This window comes from Mycobacterium sp. IS-1556, assembly GCF_001499985.1.
GTDB lineage: Bacteria > Actinomycetota > Actinomycetes > Mycobacteriales > Mycobacteriaceae > Mycobacterium.
Genome location: NZ_LQIM01000023.1, coordinates 470,241 through 487,828, shown reverse-complemented (window position 1 = coordinate 487,828; position 17,588 = coordinate 470,241). Strand labels below are relative to the sequence as shown.

Sequence of the window (17,588 nt, the reverse complement as noted above, 5' to 3'; positions counted from 1 at the left end):
GCTCGTACGATTGGCGTGTGGAGCCCACCCTGGCCGATCTGGTCGACGCGCTGCCTGAGGGTGGCGTCGTCACCGATCCGGACATCCTGGGGTCCTACCGGCATGACCGGGCCTTCGACCCCACCGCAGGCACACCGCTCGCGGTGGTGCGGCCCCGCAGCACCGAGGACGTGCAAGCCGTGCTGCGCTGGGCCACCGCCCACAAGATCGCGGTGGTGCCGCGCGGGATGGGCACCGGCCTGTCCGGCGGCGCGTCGGCGCTCGACGGCGCCATCGTGCTGAGCACCGAGAAGATGCGCGACATCACCGTCGACCCCGTGACCCGCACCGCCGTCGTCCAGCCCGGGCTGCTCAACGCGGAAGTCAAGAAGGCGGTGGCCGAGTTCGGCCTGTGGTATCCGCCGGACCCGTCGTCGTTCGAGATCTGCAGCATCGGCGGCAACGTCGCCACCAACGCCGGCGGCCTGTGCTGTGTGAAGTACGGCGTCACAACCGATTACGTGCTCGGACTTCAGGTGGTACTGGCCGATGGCACCGCGGTGCGACTCGGCGGTCCGCGGCTCAAGGACGTCGCCGGGCTCCCGTTGACCAAGTTGTTCGTCGGCAGCGAGGGCACGCTCGGCGTGGTCACCGAGGCGACGCTGAAACTGCTGCCGGCACAGTCGGCGGCGAGCACGGTGGTGGCGAGCTTCGACTCGGTGGAGTCGGCCGCCACCGCCGTCGTCGCGATCACGGCGAAGATCCGGCCCTCGATGCTGGAATTCATGGACTCGGCGGCCATCAACGCCGTCGAGGACAAGCTGAAGATGGGCCTGGATCGCTCCGCCGCCGCGATGCTGGTGGCCGCCTCCGACGACCGTGGCCCGTCCGGCGCCGAGGATGCCCGGTTCATGGCCGATGTCTTCACCGAGCACGGCGCCAAGGAGGTGTTCTCGACATCGGATCCCGACGAGGGCGAGGCTTTCGTCGCCGCCCGACGGTTCTGCATACCCGCCGTCGAGCTGAAGGGCTCGCTACTACTCGAGGACGTCGGAGTTCCGTTACCCGCGTTGGCCGATCTGGTCGGCGGCGTGGCGAAGATCGCGGCGAACCACGAACTGCTGATCTCGGTGATCGCGCACGCCGGCGACGGCAACACGCATCCGCTGATCGTCTACGACCCCGCCGATGCCGCGATGACCGAACGCGCGCACCGGGCGTTCGGCGAGATCATGGATCTGGCCGTCGGCCTCGGCGGCACGATCACCGGCGAACACGGCGTCGGCCGGCTCAAGCGTCCGTGGCTGGCCGGGCAGATCGGCCCCGAGGCGATGGAACTCAACCGGCGGATCAAGCAGGCGTTGGACCCGGAGAACATCCTCAACCCGGGCGCGGCCTATTAGTTGTCTTAGTTGCCGCGAGCAGACGTGAAGTGCCCCGAAATGCCGCGAGAAAGAGGCAGTTCGCGTCTGTTCGCGGGAGATTGCCTATTGACATGGTCCCAGCTTCTGTCGTACGAATGAGACATGACGGCTACTCTGTCTCATGGCACGCCGGTTCGATTCCAGCTCGCAGACGCCGACACCTGGGCTGACCCGTGGCCGATGTACAAGGCGCTGCGGGACCGTGATCCCGTCCACCATGTGGTGCCGCAGGACAGGCCGGATCACGACTACTTCGTGATGTCGCGCCACGCCGATATCTGGGCCGCCGCGCGCGACCACCAGACGTTCTCGTCGGCGCAGGGGCTCACGGTGAACTACGGCGAACTGGAGCTCATCGGCCTGGCCGACAACCCGCCGATGGTCATGCAGGATCCGCCGGTGCACACCGAGTTCCGCAAGCTGGTGTCGCGCGGTTTCACCCCGAGGCAGGTCGAGGCCGTCGAACCCAAGGTGCGCGAGTACGTCGTCGAACGAATCGAGAACATCCGGGACAACGGCGGCGGCGACATCGTCGCGGAGTTGTTCAAGCCCCTGCCGTCGATGGTCGTCGCGCACTACCTCGGCGTTCCGGAGGAGGACCGCGGCCAGTTCGACGGGTGGACCGACGCGATCGTCGCGGCCAACACCGCCGACGGCGGCATCGGCGGTGCGCTGGAGACGTTGGGCGACAAGCTCGGCGAGATGATGGCCTACTTCACACAGCTGATCGAACGCCGCCGCGTCGAACCGGAGGACGACACGGTTTCGCACCTGGTGGCCGCCGGGGTGGGCGCCGACGGTGACATCGCCGGTGTGCTGTCGATCCTGGCGTTCACATTCACCATGGTCACCGGCGGTAACGACACCACCACCGGCATGCTCGGCGGCTCGGTGCAGCTGTTGCATCAGCGGCCCGACCAGCGTCGGCTGCTGGTGGAAAACCCCGACCTGATACCGGGTTCCGTCGAGGAGTTCCTGCGCATGACCTCGCCGGTGCAGGGGCTGGCCCGCACCGTGACCCGCGACGTGGAGGTGGCCGGTACGACGATCCCCGAGGGCAGGCGGGTGCTGTTGCTCTACGGTTCGGCGAACCGCGACGAGCGCCAGTTCGGCGCCGACGCCGCCGAACTCGACGTGACCCGCAAGCCCCGCAACATCCTGACGTTCAGTCACGGCGCGCATCACTGCCTCGGTGCGGCGGCGGCCAGGATGCAGTCCCGCGTCGCGCTGACCGAACTGCTGACGCGGATTCCGGACTTCGAGGTCGACGAGAGCGGAATCGTCTGGGCCGGCGGCAGTTACGTGCGTCGACCGCTGTCCGTGCCGTTCGTGGTGAACACCTGATGGCCGGTGACTGGCTGGCCGCGCGGCGCACCGAAGTGGCCGCCGACCGGATCCTCGACGCGGCCGGTGAACTGTTCGCCCATAAAGAGGCCGCTACCGTTGGCATGCACGAAATCGCCTCGGCGGCAGGGTGTTCACGCGCAACGCTGTACCGCTATTTCGAGAACCGCGACGCGCTGTACACCGCTTATGTGCACCGGGAGAGCTACCGGCTGTACCGCGAGATGACCGAGCAGATCAATGCGCTGACGGATCCGCGCGAACGCCTGATCGAGGGAATGCTGGCCTCGCTGCGTAATGTGCGCGAAAGTCCCGCTCTCGCATCGTGGTTCGCGACGACACAGCGCCCGATCGGTGCGGAGATGGCCGAGGAGTCCGAGGTCATCAAGGCGCTGACCGAGGCGTTCGTCATCTCGCTGGGCCCCGACGACCCCGAGTTGGTCGCCCACCGCTCCCGGTGGTTGGTGCGGGTGATGACCTCGCTGATGCTGTTCCCGGGCCATGACGAGGACGACGAGCGGTCGATGCTCGAGGAGTTCGTCGTACCGATCGTGCTGCCGGGTCAGCTTTCCTCCTCGCGCGCGGAGGCCGTCATGCCACCCAGTAAGCCTGCGCTTTGATCGACTTTTTCGAGATCTTGTACTCCTCGCGGAAGATCTTGGCCACGGCGCGGGTGGTGCGGTTGTCGCATGCCACCCAGCCGAAGTGATCGTGCGCCTCGAACGCCGCCGCGGCAACGGCTTCCACCAGTGCCTCGCCCGCGTTCTTGCGGTCCACCCACACCACGTCCGTGCTGCGGGCGACCGGTAGTTGCTTGTCGTCGTCGTGGCCGGCCTCGAGGAACACCCGGGCCGGGGCGTCGCCGATCGCGGTCAGCAGTGAGTTGATCGCGGGCAGCGATGCGGTGTCGCCGACGATCACGTAGCCGGCGGGCGGTGGTTCGGGCAGCGTGAAGTTGCTGCCCAGCACCGTCACCTCGATGGTGTCGCCCGGTTGGGCGTTCTCCGCCCAGTGCGACGCGATGCCGTCGTGCAGGGCGAACTCGATGTCGACGGTGTCGGCTGCGGGATTGGGGTCGACCAGCGTGTAGCCGCGCTGATGGAGTTTCTCGCCGTCGGCGAACCACATGCGGATCCACATCGTCGGGTGCAACGGCGAGCCCTCGAGCATGCCGCCCGCGTCGAAACTCAGCCGCAGGTAGTGCGGGCTGATCTCCCGCTTACCCGTCACGGTCAGCTGGTAGTCGCCCGCGCGCAGCAGCTTGAGCACCGCACCCTGGAAACCGCGCGTTGGCTTCTTGTCCGACATAACTGGCCCTCCGTGTCGCTGTTCGGCGTTAGGCTACCCTAATTTCGCGTTCGTCGAACGGTCAGGCGGTCTTGACCCGGGTGAACCGGTGCAACAGCCAGGCCAGCGGGATCGTCACCACGAAGGTGACGAGGAACAGCATGACGATGGACCCGGTGTAGATCGGATAGTGCAGGATCTCCACCATCACCACCTCCATCGTGATCAGGTGGATCAGGAAGATCTCGTAGGAGATCTCGCCGAGGAACACCATCGGCCGGCTGGAGAGCAGCCTGGCGTAAATCCCCCGATCGCCCAGTGCCAGCGGCGCGACGGCCAGCGTGGCGATCACCGCGTAGAAGAACGCTTTCGCCAATCCCTCGCGCAACTCGTTGGGCGATGTGGTGGGTTCGCCGGCGATCGGTGTGGACACGATGAAGTAGCACGCGACCGCCAGCGGGACACATGCCAGCGCGTAGGCCCGCACACCCAGTGGCTGCAGCACCGCCAGCATCATCCCGCCGATAAACCAGGCCAGATACGACGGCAGCCACAGCCGCGCGCCGTCGGGCAGAAAGTTGGTGGTGTGCACCACGATCAGCCACGCCGGGGTGAGCAATGCGAGCGCGACCAGTCCGCTCATCAGCAGGCCCGGCCGCCACCGTCGTCGGCACAGCACCACCAGCAGCAGCCAGGCAAGCAGGGGCAGCACAAGGTAGAACGCGACCTCGACCGCCAGGCTCCACATCTGAGTGAGGCCCTGATGCAGGAACGAATACAGGTAGTGGTCGGTGTAGATCTGGGTCAGCGTGAGATTGCGGAACAACCCCTCCCAGGTGTGGCCGGGATTCGGGCCCGCGGTGCGGAAGTGATAGACGAGATAGGCCACCAGCACGGTCACCACGTAGGCGGGCATGATGCGGCGCACCCGGTGCCATGCGTACCGACGCACCGAGGGCGGCGGCGCGTCGGCGGCCGCGGCCTTCACCCACGGCGAGAACAACAGAAATCCGCTGAGCACGAAGAAGATCGGCACCCCGATCTCGGCCCGTGAGTACACCAGGCCGACGTAGCCCTGCGGATACTTCCCCGTCGTGTATGCGGCGTGCGTGAGCATCACCAACAACGCCGCGACGGCGCGGATCCCGGTGAGCGAGGCGACTCGTTCGGCCTTGCCGATGGATTCCAGGCCGCCCTGCGCGTCCAACCCGCGCGACAGCGTCATCTCTGCTTGCGCCGGGCCTTGTCCGGCCGCCGGTCGGGCTGCAGGTTGATCTTCACCCCCGAGATGCGGGTGTTCTCAAGGGCTTTGAGCGTCCGTTGGGGCAGATCGGCAGGCAACTCGACCAATGAGAAGTCCGGGCGGATGGTGATGTGCCCGAAGTCGCTGCGGTGCAGGCCGCCTTCGTTGGCGATCGCGCCGACGATGTGACCCGGCCCGACCTTGTGCCGCTTGCCGACCGCGATGCGGTAGGTGACCAGACCGTCCCGGGATCTGCGGGCGGGCTTGTCGCGGCGCGGCCGGTCGTCGCGCTCGCGCCGCTTCTCCGGCGGCGGCTCGACCATGAAGAACTCGTCACCACCATGCGCCTGCGCGGCGAGCGCCGCGGCGATGTCGGCGATCGGCACGTCGTGCTCGCGTTCGTAGTCCTCGATGATGTTTCGGAACACGTCGGTTCCCGCGGCGTTGAGGGCATCGGTGATCGAGTCCCGGAACTTGGCCACCCGCTGCGCGTTGACGTCTTCGACCGTCGGCAGTTCGGCCTCGATCAGCTTGGACCGGGTGGCCTTCTCGATCGCCTTGAGCAGGTGGCGTTCCCGCGGTGTGACGAACAGCAGCGCCGCCCCGGACCGGCCGGCCCGGCCGGTGCGCCCGATGCGGTGCACATAGGACTCGGTGTCGTTGGGGATGTCGTAGTTCAGCACGTGGGAGATGCGCTCGACGTCCAGGCCGCGCGCGGCGACGTCCGTGGCGACCAGGACGTCGATGTTGCCGTCTTTCAATGCGGCGATGGTGCGTTCGCGCTGCGCCTGAGGAATGTCCCCGTTGATCGCCGCCGCGGCGAAGCCTCTGGCCTTGAGCCGTTCGGCGACCTCTTCGGTGGCCTGCTTGGTGCGGACGAACACGATCATCGCGTCGCCCTCTTCGACCTCGAGCACCCGCGTCAGCGCATCCATTTTGCGGTGGCCCGCAACCTGGATGTAACGCTGCGAAATGTTCTCGGCGGTGGCGGTTTTCGCCTTGACGGTGACTTCGACCGGGTCGTGCAGGTACTTGGTGGTGATCTTGCGGATCGCGGGCGGCATGGTCGCCGAGAACAACGCGACCTGCTTGTACTCGGGGGTGTCGGACAAAATGCGCTCGACGTCTTCGGCGAAGCCCATCTGCAGCATCTCGTCGGCCTCGTCGAGCACCAGGTAGTCGAGCCGCGACAGGTCGAGCCGGCCCTTCTCGAGGTGATCGATCACCCGGCCCGGCGTCCCGACGACCACCTGGGCACCGCGCTTGAGCCCCGCCAGCTGCGGACCGTAGGACGATCCTCCGTAGATCGGTAACACGTTGACCTCGGGCAGGTGTGCGCCGTAGCGACCGAACGCCTCGGCGACCTGCAGCGCCAACTCGCGCGTGGGCGCCAGCACGAGCGCCTGGGTGGTTCGACTGCCGGTGTCGATCTTCGACAGAATCGGGATCGCGAACGCCGCGGTCTTGCCGGTGCCGGTCTGGGCCAGGCCCACCACGTCGGAGCCGGCCATCATCGCCGGGATGGTCGCCGCCTGGATGGCCGACGGCGTCTCGTAGCCGACGTCGACGACGGCCTGCAGCACCGATGGGTGAATGTGCAGGTCATCAAAGGTCAGCTCGGTGCCAGTCGCATCCGGCTCGGAGGGCGTCATCGGTAACCGAGTCTAATGCCCGCGACACGCCCGATTTGCCAAGCGGTGTGTCGGCGCGACCTGCTCGACACGATTTGCAAAGGTGGCTCAGGTGACTCGCTCGGTTCGGTTCAGCAGCCTCATCGGTGTGGTGGCGGCGCTCTTGGTGGCATGCGGGGCAAGCGACTCCACCGTCTCCAAGACACCGTCGGCGGCGCCCGCCGCTTCTCCGGCAACGTCGGTAGCGCCGCCGCCGGCTCCGACGATCGGACCGCCCAGCGCCGCGGCGGCCGCCGATCCGTGTGCGGTCAACCTCGCCGCGCCGGAGATCGCCGAGGCCGTCAAGGAGTTGCCCCGCGACCCGCGCAGCAACCAGGGCTGGAACCCCGAGCCGCTGGCGGGCAACTACAACGAGTGCGCACAGCTTTCGGTCGTCATCGTGAAGGCCAACACCAACGCCGAAAACCCCAACACCCGCGCGGTGATGTTTCACCTGGGCAAGTTCATTCCGACCGGCGTGCCGGACACCTACGGGTTCAACGGCATCGACAAGTCGGTCACCACCGGCGACACCGTCGCGCTGCGTTACTCCAACGGCGTGCCGGGCCTCGACAGTGTCGTCCGGTTCCGCTGGAACGGCAACGGTGTCGAGCTGATCGGAAACACCGCCGGCTGAACGCTAGGCCGGCTTCGTTTACTTGGTCCCACCCCGGGTATGACGGCGACGTCAATAGGCGTGCGTGTTCACGACGCCGCTTCCTCGAAGAGGAGGGGAACCATGGAAGACGCTTTACGGGACATGTGGCGGACCGTCGCCGTGTTGGCCCCCAAGGTCCTGGTGTTCATCCTGATCCTGGTGATCGGGTGGATCGTGGCCAAACTGGTCGCCAAGGCGGTCGACAAAGTGCTCGAACGCGTCGGCTTCGACCGGGCAGTCGAGCGCGGCGGAATCCGCAAGGCACTGGAGAACAGCAAGTACGACGCCTCGACCATCGTCAGCAAGATCGTCTACTACGCGCTGCTGTTGTTCGTGCTGCAGTTGGCGTTCGGGGTTTTCGGGCCCAACCCGGTGAGCGCACTGCTCACAGGGGTGATCGCATTCCTGCCGAAGCTGTTCGTCGCGCTGATCATCGTCGTGGTGGCGGCCGCGATCGCCGCGGCCGTGCGGGACATCGTGTCCAACGCACTGAGCGGGTTCTCCTATGGACGGATGCTGGCCACCATCGCCAGCGTGACGATCCTCGGTCTGGGCATCATCGCCGCGCTCAACCAAGTGGGCATCGCCCTGACGGTCACGCTGCCGGTGCTGATCGCGGTCCTCGGCACGATCGGCGGCATCCTCGTCGTAGGTGTCGGTGGCGGCCTGATCAAGCCGATGCAGCAGCGTTGGGAGGATTACCTGTCCCGCGCCGAACGCGAAGGGCGCAACATGCGCGAGCGGAGGTTGGCCGACACCGGCGACCTGCCCCAGTACCAGCCGACGGGCCAACACGCCGCGCCTCCGGCGGCGCCATATCCACAGCAGCCCTATCCGCAGCAGTCCTATCCCCCGGATCGGCCGCTGGGCTGAGAAGGGCTGCGCCGGGAAACTTTCCCGGCGGCCGTGACATGTCGGCGGGGTCACATACAGTGGCACCGTGTTCGTGGAGGCCGGCGAAGTCGTCTACAGCGCATCCGATCTCGCGGCGGCGGCGCGCTGCGAGTACGCCCTGCTGTGCGCGTTCGATGCGAAGCTGGGCCGCGGCCCCGCCGTCGCGGTCCAGGACGACGAGATGCTCCGCCGGACCGCCGAGTTGGGTGACGCGCACGAGCAGCGGATCCTCGACGAGTTCGTCGCACGACACGGCGACGGCGTGGTGCGCATCGGCAGGCCCGCCTACACACTGGCAGCCTTCCAGGCCGCCGCCCGCGCCACCGCCGAGGCGTTCGAGCGCCGCCCGCCCGTCGTGTACCAGGCGGCGCTGTTCGACGATCGGTTCGTCGGCTTCGCGGACTTCGTCGTATCCGACGGCGACCGGTACCGGGTGCTGGACACCAAGCTGGCGCGGCGGGCGAAGATCCAGGCGCTGCTGCAGGTTGCCGGCTACGCCGATGCGCTGCGCGCCATGGGCGTTCCCATTGCGGGCACCGCGGGGCTGATCCTGGGTGACCGCACCACCGTCGACTACCCGGTCGACGACCTGATCCCGGTGTACCGGCAGCAACGCGACCGGCTGCGCGAACTGTTGGATGCTCACCTGGCGTCGGGCGCACCGGTCGACTGGCGGGATCCGACGGTCAGCGCGTGCATGCGGTGCGACTGCTGCGTGCCCAACGTCGTCGCAGACGACGACGTGCTCCTGGTCGCGGGCATGCGGATGACGCAACGCGAAACGCTGTTCGCCGAAGGCATCGACACGGTCGCCGGCCTGGCGACGTCCTCGGGGCCGGTCGACGGGATGGCGGCCAGCACGCTCGCGGGGCTGCGTACCCAGGCGCGCCTGCAGGTCGCCGAGCGTGAGACCGGTGTGCCCCAGTTCGAGATCGCGGACCCCGATGCGCTCGGCGCGCTACCCGCCAAGAACCCGGGCGATCTGTTCTTCGATTTCGAGGGTGACCCGTTGTGGACCGACGACGGCGTCACCTGGGGTCTGGAGTACATGTGGGGTGTTCTCGACACGGCCGACAACTTCACGCCGTTATGGGCCGAGGACCGCCGCTCCGAACGCAAGACCTTCACCGATTTCCTGAAGCTGGTCCGCAAGCGCCGCAAGCGTTTTCCGGGTATGCACATCTACCACTACGCGGCGTATGAGCGCACCAAGCTGCTGGAGCTTGCGGCCCGCTACGGCGTATGCGAGGACGAGGTCGACGACCTGCTGCGCGCGGACGTCCTCGTCGACCTGTTCCCCATCGTGCGTAGCGCGCTGCGCGTCGGCGCTCCGTCGTACTCGCTCAAGGCGCTCGAGCCGCTGTACATGGGCTCGGAGTTGCGTACCGGCGAGGTCACCAACGCGGCCGCCTCGATCACGCAGTACGAGCGGTACCGCTCCCTGCTCGACGAGGGGCGCGCCGAGGAGGCCGCCGGAGTCCTCAAGGAGATCAGGGACTACAACGAGTACGACTGCCGTTCGACACGCCGACTCCGAGACTGGCTGTTGCTCAGGGCATTCGAATGCGGCGTCACCCACCTGACCCGACCGGTCGAGAAGGGCGAGCCGGTGCCGCCGCTCGACCAGACGGCTCAGGCGCTGATGGAATTCGCCGGTGACGGCGTCAGCATCGACCGCACGCCCGAACAGACCGCCGCCGCTCTGATCCAGGCGGCGCGCGGCTATCTTCCCCGCGAGCGTAAGCCGTACTGGTGGGCACACTTCCAGCGGCTCAACCACCCCGTCGACGAGTGGGGCGACACGTCAGGGGTGTTCCTCGTCGACGACGCCGTCGTCGAGCAGGACTGGCACAAGCCGCCACGCAAACAGAAGCACCGCAGACGTCTTCGCCTGACCGGGGTGCTGCAGGGCGGGACGCTGGACCATCGGCCCCAGGCGCTCTACGACCGGCCCGCCCCCGCGGGTTTCGACGACGAGCACCCCGATCGCCGCGCCGCCCACGACGTGACGGTGTTCGAATGTCGCGAGGTCGAGGGCGTTCCGGTCGAGGTTGTCGTCGACGAACTGGAATCCGAAGCCGGTCAGTTCACGCAGCTGCCGATGGCGCTCACGCCGGCGAAACCGTTCCGCACCGCGAAACTCGAGGAGGCCATCGAGGCGTTGGCCACCGACGCCGCACGCACCGTCTCCGAAGGAGAGCTGCCGCGCTGTGCCGTCGTCGACATCCTCCGCCGCTCCGCGCCGACCACGCGGTCCGGTGCGGGCCTGCCCCGACAGGGCGACGACGTCGCGTCCATCACCGCGGCCGTGCTGGATCTCGACAGGTCCTATGTCGCCGTGCACGGGCCGCCCGGTACCGGCAAGACGTACACCGCGGCGCGGGTCGTCAAATCACTCGTCAACGACCACGGCTTATCGGTCGGTGTTGTCGCGCAATCGCATTCGGTCGTCGCGCACCTGCTCAACAAGATCGTCGAGGCCGGGGTCGACCCGGGTCATGTCGCCAAGAAATCGAGCTACGACGCCGCACCCACCGACCGGTTCACCGTGATCGGCGACGACGGGCACGCCACCTTCCTCGACGAGCACGACGCATGCGTGATCGGCGGCACCGCATGGGATTTCGCGAACGACGCCCGGGTCGCCGCGGAGCGCCTCGACCTGCTGGCCGTCGACGAGGCGGGCCAGTTCTCGCTCGGCTACACCATCGCCGTCGCGCGGTCGGCGCGCAACCTCATGCTGCTCGGTGATCCGCAGCAGCTGGGCCAGGTGTCCACCGGCAGCCACCCCGAGCCCGTCGACCACTCCGCGCTCGGCTGGCTGATGGAAAGCCACGACGTGCTGCCCGCCGAATACGGCTACTTCCTCGAGCAAACCCATCGCATGCATTCGGCGCTCTGCCGGGTGGATTCGGCGCTGTCCTACGACAACCGGCTGTTGCCCCATCCGAAGACGGACAAGCGGACGCTGGCCGGGTTCGAGGCCGGCGTGCACACCCGCAGCGTCGCCCACGAGGGCCGCTCGACGTCGAGTCCGGAAGAGGCCGAGGTGATCGCCGACGAGATCGGCCGGATGATCGACGCACGCTGGACCGACGAGCACGGCTCGCGGGATCTGGAACCGACCGACGTGCTCGTCGTCGCGCCCTACAACGCTCAGGTGCTGCAGGTGCGCTCCGCGCTGGAGGATGCGGGACTCCGCGACGTTCTGGTCGGTACGGTCGACAAGCTGCAGGGGCGCGAGGCGGCCGTCGTGTTCGTGTCGATGACGGCCTCGGCGCTCGAGGACGTCCCGCGCGGAATGCCGTTCCTGCTCAACCGAAACCGGCTCAACGTGGCTATCAGCCGCGCCATGTACCGCACGGTGATCGTGCGCTCGCCGCGGCTGACCGAGTACCTGCCGTCGACCCCCGCAGGCCTTGTCGATCTGGGGGCGTTCCTGTCGCTCTCGCCGTGTGATACACCGACGGGATGAGTCTGACCGCCCAGCTGGCCGGGATCGTGGGAGACGCCTACGTCAGCACCGATCCCGACGTGCTGTCCGGGCGCAGCGTCGACCACACGGGCCGCTACCGCGGCAGGGCCGGCGCGCTGGTGCGGCCCGGGTCGGCCGACGAGGTCGCCGCCGTGCTGCTGGCCTGCCGGGACGCGGGCGCTTATGTCACGGTGCAGGGCGGGCGCACCTCGCTGGTGGCCGGGACCGTGCCCGAGCACGACGACGTGCTGCTGTCCACCGAACGCCTGCGCGACCTCGGCGAGGTCGACGTCGCCGAGCGCCGAATATCAGTGGGCGCGGGCGTGACTCTGGCCGAGGTGCAGCGCACGGCCGTGTCCGCCGGCCTGGTGTTCGGTGTCGACCTGGCCGCGCGCGACACCGCAACGGTCGGCGGTATGGCATCGACGAACGCTGGCGGGCTGCGCACTGTGCGCTACGGCAACATGGGCGAGCAGGTCATCGGTGTGGACGTCGCGCTGCCCGACGGCACGGTGCTGCACAGACACAGCCTGGTGCGGATGGACAACACCGGCTACGACCTGGCGTCGCTGTTCGTCGGCGCCGAGGGCACGCTGGGCGTCATTACCGCGCTCGACCTCAAGCTGCACCCCACACCGCGACACCGGGTGACCGCGATCTGCGGATTCGCCGACCTCGACTCGCTGGTCGCCGCCGGCCGTAGGTTCCGCGACCTGGACGGCATCGCCGCGCTGGAACTGATCGACGCGCGCGCCAGCGCACTGACCGCCGAACACGCAGGGGTCCCCGCGGCCGTCGACGGCGCCTGGCAGCTCCTGGTCGAGCTGGCCGGCGACGGGGACCAGACCGAGCGGCTGGCCGAGGCGATCTCCGACGCGGAGCTGACCGCCGAGCCCGCCGTCGGTGTGGACGTGGCCGCGCAGCAGCGGCTGTGGCAGGTACGCGAGGCGGTCGCCGAGGTGCTCGGCGCATACGGTCCGCCGTTGAAATTCGATGTGTCGCTGCCGCTTTCGGCCATCGCATCGTTCGCGGCCAAAGCCGACGAGCTCGTCACCACCCATGCCCCGGAGGCGATTCCGGTGCTGTTCGGGCACATCGGCGAGGGCAACCTGCATCTGAACCTGGTGCGATGCACGATCGACGGCGAGGCCGAGCATGCCTTGTACTCGGCGATGATGGACCTCATCGCGCGTCTCGGCGGCAATGTCAGCTCCGAGCACGGCGTCGGCACCCGCAAGCGGGAGTACGTCGGAATGTCGCGCACCGACGCCGATATCGCGGCGATGCGGACGGTGAAGGCGGCGTTCGACCCGTCGGGTTACCTCAACCCCGCCGTGCTCTTCGGCTAGCGGTCCTCGGGGTCGTCGTCGCGAGAATGCCTGCCGTTGGACTCGGACCACCACCGCCGGGCGGCCGGGCGCTCGTCAGACATCCGGTGAGACCCGGATCGTTCCAGCCCACTGAGGCGACTCTCGTCGTCGACATGCAAACCGTTGTGCGCCAACCCGATCGGCTCGACCGTGGGTTCGGCCGGCGTTGCCGGGGGAATGTCGGCGAGCAGCTGGTCGAGGATCGCGCGCCACGAGTCACCGGCCCGCTCGGGCTCGGGTTCGGGTTGGGGTCGGACGCCCAACGGCTCGGTCGGCGGGTCCCGCTCGGCGGGCGTCGCCGGTGAAGGGTCGACATGACCCCAGTCGACGGTGTATTCGAGGTAGTCGTCATCGTCGTCGACGAACGCTTCATCACCGCCGTACTCGACCGCGAGGGGCGCGGCGTCGACGTCGTCAAGGGGCCGACGCGCGTAGCCGAGCAGGAACAGCGCGGCGCCCACACCGAACAACGCGACGAAGGCCGGCAGCAGCAACGCCTGCGACATCGCCGCGGCGAACGGTCCGTGCAGAAACGACGGCAGTTGCGTCGCACCGGCTTCGCCCTGGGTCGAGTCGGCGGCCCACGGCGGCATCTCGGAGTCGACCTGCCAGGTCATGAACGCCGCCATGCCGGCGCTGCCCAGCACGGCCCCGACCTGTCGGGTGGTGTTGTAGACCCCCGAACCCGCACCGGCCAACTGCGGCGGCAGATTGCGGGTCGCGGTGGCGGCCAGCGGCGACCAGATGAAGGCCATGCCGATACCCGTCGCGGTCAGCGGCAGCACCAGTCGCCAGATCGGGGTGGCGGGGGTCATCTCGATCGACAGCCACGTCATCGCGATCGCGAGCACCGAGAAGCCGAAGCCGACCACGGGCCGCGGATGCCACCGGTCGACGATCCAGCCGACGTACGGCGCAAGCACCCCGGTCGCGATCGCCATCGGCGCGGTCAGTAGCGCCGATCGGGTCGGCGACAGTCCGCACACCGCCTGGGCGTAGAACATGACCGGCACCATCATCCCGGTCGCCACGAACCCGATGGTCGCCACGCCGAAGTTCGACAGAGAGAAGTCGCGGTCCCGGAAGACCACCAGCGGCAGGAGAGGATCCCTGGGGTTGACCGACTGCCAGTACAGGAACGCGGCCATCACTCCGATGCCGAGCGCCATCAGGCCCCACACCCAGTGCGTCCACTGGTGCGCCTGGCCCTCCTGCAGCGCGAACACGATCAGGAACAGCGCGACCGCCGACAACGCCACCCCGGGCAGGTCGAACCGCTGCTTGTGCCGCGGTAGCTCGGGCACCAACCGGATCGCCACCGCGACGCCGAGCACGCCGACAGGAACATTGACGAAGAAGATCCACTGCCAGCCGAGGGCGTCGACCAGGATTCCACCGGCCAGCGGGCCGACCAGCGTCGCGACGCCGGCCGTCGCACCCCACACGCTCATCGCCACGCCACGCCGCTCGGCGGGGAAGATCCGTGTCACCGTCGACAGCGTCTGCGGCGTCAGCAGGGCCGCGCCCACACCCTGGACGACGCGCGCGGCGATCAGCATCCCGATCGTGTCGGACAGCCCGCACCACAGGGAAGCCACGGTGAACACCGTCAGGCCGAGGAGGTAGAGGTTCTTCGGCCCGAACCGGTCGCCCAGGCGGCCCGCCACCAGCAACGGCACCGCGTAGGCGAGCAGGTAGGCGCTGGTGACCCAGAGGACCGCGTCGTAACTGGCATCGAACCGGGCCATGATCGCCGGATTGGCCACCGAGACGATCGTCGCGTCGACCAGGATCATGAAGAAGCCGACCATCATCGCCCAGAGCGCATGCCACGGGTTCGGGGAGGCGTTCTGCCGGGGAATGAGGGTTGAAAACATCTGGGCTCGACTAGTGCTCGGCGATCCCGCCGACGCTACGGAGCCTGGCAAGGCCCCGACAAGTCGGGACCCACGCGCAACGAAGCGTCAGGCAGGTTCGGGCACGGCGTCATCGATGACGTCGTGTTCGGAGTCGTCCGCGCGTTCGGTCGTCGACACACCGACGGCCATGAGCGCGAGCAACGCGATCACCATACCCACCGTCATCACCGACGCCAGCGCGAACTCGTCGTTGCCGAGTACGCCGACCAGCGGCGCGATTGCCGCGCCCAGGCCGAACTGTCCCGCGCCGAGCAGCGCAGCCGCGGTGCCCGCGGCGTCGGGGTGCCGGGTCAACGCCACGGCGGGCGCGTTCGGTATGACCAGACCCATCGCCGCCAGGATCACCCACACCGGGACGACGAACCCCACCAGCCCACCGAGATGAGCAAGCGACATACCGACGAAGACGACGCCGGCGACCGAGGCCACCACCAGCGCCCAGAGCACGATGGTCTGCGGTGAGAACCGGCGCAGCAACACCACATTGCACTGCGTCGCAGCGATCAACGCGATCGCGCCGGCACCGAAAACGAGGGCGAACGCCTGCTGATCCAGGCCGTAGCGGCCCTGCAGCACAAACGGCGCGGCGGCGATGTAGGCGAACAACCCCGACATGCCCAGCGCGGCGACCAGGACCAGTACGACGAATCGGAGGTCGCGCAGCAACTCCACGTACGTCGCGGCGATGCCGCGCACCTTCAGCGGGCGCCGATGCGAGGCGGGCAGCGTCTCGGGCAGGCTGACCGCGGCCACCAGCAACAGCGCGCCCGCGATCACCACCAGCGCGGCGAACACCCAGTGCCACGAGGCCTTGAGCAACACCGCGGCGCCCAGCGACGGCGCCACCACCGGTGCGACGCCGAGCACCAGCATCAGCCGCGATATCACCGTCGCCGCGGCCGAGTCGGTGAACAGATCCCCGACGACCGCGATCGCCACCACCATGGCCGCGGCGGCGCCCATCCCCTGCAGTCCGCGGGCCACCCCGAGCAGTTCGATGTTCGGCGCGAACAAGCACAGCAGCGACGCGACCATGTGCAGCACGATCCCGGCCATCAACGGGCGACGCCGGCCCAGCGAGTCCGACAGCGGGCCGACGACCAGCTGGCCGAGCGCGAGCCCGGCAAGGGTCCCGGTGAGCGTCAGCTGCGCCACCGACGAGGAAACCCCGAGCTCGTCGGCGATCCTCGGCAGCGCAGGCAGGTACATGTCGATGGTCAGTGGACCGAGCGCAACCATGACCCCGAGCACGACGATCATCCGTATGCGGCTCGGCGTCCTTTCCTCCTGTGTCGAGGTCGGGGCGGTTGTCAGCTCCACAGCCGGTGATGTTGCCATGAGAATGGTTAGCGTCGCTTCTCAATATTTTCTTCCCGGTTCGGCACACAGTGAGCGCGATCACGACCGGGCACCGACGGCGATCGTCGTTCGTTGCCGAGGCGTTAGCCTTGAGGCGAGTTGCTCGGACAGGAGGCCCACATGAGTGCCCGGTCGAAGGCCAAGAGCCAGTTGCCGGCGGTCAACGATGGCGCCGCCGAGGACCCGAGCGTCGCCGCCAAGGTGCTCACCCAGATCATCGAGCGGGGCGCGCGTGTGCAGGGACCCGCGGTCAAGGCCTACGTGGACCGCCTCCGCAAGCAGAGTCCCGACGCGTCGCCGGCCGACATCGTCGGCAAGCTCGAGAAGCACTACCTCGCCGCGGTGATGGCGAGCGGCGCGGCCGTCGGGTCGGCCGCGGCGTTCCCGGGCATCGGGACGCTGGCCGCGATGTCGGCGGTTGCCGGCGAGACGGTGGTGTTCCTCGAAGCGACGGCGGTCTACGTGCTGGCCGTCGCGGAGGTGCACGGAATTCCTGCCGAGCATCGGGAACGTCGCCGCGCCCTGGTGCTGGCGGTGCTGGTCGGCGAGGACAGCAAGCATGCGATCGCGGACCTGATCGGCCCGGGCCGCACCAGGGGCGCGTGGCTGGCCGACGGTGCGGCGACGCTGCCGCTGCCCGCGGTGTCGCAACTGAATTCGCGCCTGCTGAAGTACTTCGTCAAGCGCTACACCCTCAAGCGCGGGGCGATCGCGTTCGGCAAGATGCTGCCCGTCGGCATCGGGGCCGTCGTCGGGGGCGTGGGGAATCGCATGATGGGCAAACGCATCGTGGCCAACGCGCGCAAGGCGTTCGGCAATCCGCCACCGCGGTGGCCGGCGGCCCTGCATGTGCTGCCCGCACCGCGAAGCTAGCGGCGTGACGACGACCATAAGGCCGTTGTCATGGCCTGGCCGTTGCTTCAGCGCTAGCCTTTAGGCGGCGTATTGCGGGGTAACCGTAGAGAA

The 17,588-nt window shown here is 68.3% G+C and carries 13 protein-coding genes; 8 read left to right on the top strand and 5 right to left on the bottom strand.

Annotated elements, in window-relative coordinates:
• Positions 1-17 precede the first annotated feature (17 nt).
• From AU187_RS16035 to AU187_RS16025, 3 genes are all read left to right on the top strand, one after another.
• A complete protein-coding gene (locus AU187_RS16035; protein ID WP_059097835.1) occupies positions 18-1,382 on the top strand; it encodes an FAD-binding oxidoreductase in 1,365 nt (454 codons plus the stop codon).
• Positions 1,383-1,505: 123 nt separating this feature from the next.
• A complete protein-coding gene (locus AU187_RS16030) occupies positions 1,506-2,747 on the top strand; it encodes a cytochrome P450 (RefSeq protein ID WP_059097836.1) in 1,242 nt (413 codons plus the stop codon).
• A complete protein-coding gene (locus AU187_RS16025) occupies positions 2,747-3,367 on the top strand; it encodes a TetR/AcrR family transcriptional regulator (RefSeq protein WP_059097837.1) in 621 nt (206 codons plus the stop codon). The genes AU187_RS16030 and AU187_RS16025 overlap by 1 nt, the downstream gene beginning before the upstream one ends.
• Here the strand turns inward: AU187_RS16025 and AU187_RS16020 are convergent.
• The 3 genes from AU187_RS16020 to AU187_RS16010 form a co-directional block, all read right to left on the bottom strand.
• A complete protein-coding gene (locus tag AU187_RS16020; RefSeq protein WP_059097838.1) occupies positions 3,339-4,055 on the bottom strand; it encodes a siderophore-interacting protein in 717 nt (238 codons plus the stop codon). The genes AU187_RS16025 and AU187_RS16020 overlap by 29 nt on opposite strands.
• 61 nt (positions 4,056-4,116) lie before the next feature.
• Entirely contained in the window at positions 4,117-5,259 is a 1,143-nt protein-coding gene (locus tag AU187_RS16015; RefSeq protein ID WP_059097839.1) for an acyltransferase family protein, read from the bottom strand.
• Entirely contained in the window at positions 5,256-6,929 is a 1,674-nt protein-coding gene (locus AU187_RS16010; protein ID WP_059166914.1) for a DEAD/DEAH box helicase, read from the bottom strand. Before AU187_RS16010 ends, AU187_RS16015 begins: the two co-directional genes overlap by 4 nt.
• Before the next feature lie 91 nt (positions 6,930-7,020).
• On the opposite strand from AU187_RS16010, the gene AU187_RS16005 reads away from it, so the two are divergent.
• The 4 genes from AU187_RS16005 to AU187_RS15990 all read left to right on the top strand — a co-directional run bounded on the left by AU187_RS16005 (position 7,021) and on the right by AU187_RS15990 (position 13,323).
• Entirely contained in the window at positions 7,021-7,584 is a 564-nt protein-coding gene (locus AU187_RS16005) for an LppP/LprE family lipoprotein (protein WP_059097841.1), read from the top strand.
• 102 nt (positions 7,585-7,686) lie between these two features.
• Positions 7,687-8,478, top strand: a complete 792-nt coding sequence (locus AU187_RS16000; protein ID WP_082691829.1) for a mechanosensitive ion channel family protein — start codon at positions 7,687-7,689, stop codon at positions 8,476-8,478.
• Between the two features lie 67 nt (positions 8,479-8,545).
• Positions 8,546-11,974 carry a TM0106 family RecB-like putative nuclease gene (locus tag AU187_RS15995; protein ID WP_059097842.1) on the top strand — a complete coding sequence of 1,143 codons (3,429 nt, stop codon included), beginning with the start codon at positions 8,546-8,548 and terminating at the stop codon, positions 11,972-11,974.
• Positions 11,971-13,323 (top strand): FAD-binding oxidoreductase, encoded by a 1,353-nt coding sequence (locus AU187_RS15990; protein ID WP_059097843.1) that lies wholly within the window; start codon positions 11,971-11,973, stop codon positions 13,321-13,323. Before AU187_RS15995 ends, AU187_RS15990 begins: the two co-directional genes overlap by 4 nt.
• Here the strand turns inward: AU187_RS15990 and AU187_RS15985 are convergent.
• Together AU187_RS15985 and AU187_RS15980 are read right to left on the bottom strand one after the other, a co-directional pair.
• Positions 13,320-15,221, bottom strand: coding sequence for an MFS transporter (locus AU187_RS15985; RefSeq protein WP_059097844.1), 1,902 nt, complete (start codon positions 15,219-15,221; stop codon positions 13,320-13,322). The two genes, AU187_RS15990 and AU187_RS15985, sit on opposite strands and share 4 nt — an antisense overlap.
• A gap of 87 nt (positions 15,222-15,308) precedes the next feature.
• Entirely contained in the window at positions 15,309-16,601 is a 1,293-nt protein-coding gene (locus tag AU187_RS15980) for a multidrug effflux MFS transporter (RefSeq protein WP_059097845.1), read from the bottom strand.
• 141 nt (positions 16,602-16,742) lie between these two features.
• Between AU187_RS15980 and AU187_RS15975 the strand changes: the two genes are divergently transcribed.
• Positions 16,743-17,495 carry a hypothetical protein gene (locus AU187_RS15975; protein WP_059098383.1) on the top strand — a complete coding sequence of 251 codons (753 nt, stop codon included), beginning with the start codon at positions 16,743-16,745 and terminating at the stop codon, positions 17,493-17,495.
• The last annotated feature ends 93 nt before the right edge of the window (positions 17,496-17,588 follow it).

What these genes read in the sequence shown, in the direction of transcription:
- AU187_RS16030 (WP_059097836.1), top strand. Translation starts at nt 1,506, where the DNA reads ATGACGGCTACTCTGTCTCATGGCACGCCGGTTCGATTCCAGCTCGCA.
- AU187_RS16025 (WP_059097837.1), top strand. Translation starts at nt 2,747, where the DNA reads ATGGCCGGTGACTGGCTGGCCGCGCGGCGCACCGAAGTGGCCGCCGAC.
- AU187_RS16020 (WP_059097838.1), bottom strand. Translation starts at nt 4,055, where the DNA reads ATGTCGGACAAGAAGCCAACGCGCGGTTTCCAGGGTGCGGTGCTCAAG.
- AU187_RS16015 (WP_059097839.1), bottom strand. Translation starts at nt 5,259, where the DNA reads ATGACGCTGTCGCGCGGGTTGGACGCGCAGGGCGGCCTGGAATCCATC.
- AU187_RS16010 (WP_059166914.1), bottom strand. Translation starts at nt 6,929, where the DNA reads ATGACGCCCTCCGAGCCGGATGCGACTGGCACCGAGCTGACCTTTGAT.
- AU187_RS16000 (WP_082691829.1), top strand. Translation starts at nt 7,687, where the DNA reads ATGGAAGACGCTTTACGGGACATGTGGCGGACCGTCGCCGTGTTGGCC.
- AU187_RS15990 (WP_059097843.1), top strand. Translation starts at nt 11,971, where the DNA reads ATGAGTCTGACCGCCCAGCTGGCCGGGATCGTGGGAGACGCCTACGTC.
- AU187_RS15985 (WP_059097844.1), bottom strand. Translation starts at nt 15,221, where the DNA reads ATGTTTTCAACCCTCATTCCCCGGCAGAACGCCTCCCCGAACCCGTGG.
- AU187_RS15980 (WP_059097845.1), bottom strand. Translation starts at nt 16,601, where the DNA reads ATGGCAACATCACCGGCTGTGGAGCTGACAACCGCCCCGACCTCGACA.
- AU187_RS15975 (WP_059098383.1), top strand. Translation starts at nt 16,743, where the DNA reads ATGAGTGCCCGGTCGAAGGCCAAGAGCCAGTTGCCGGCGGTCAACGAT.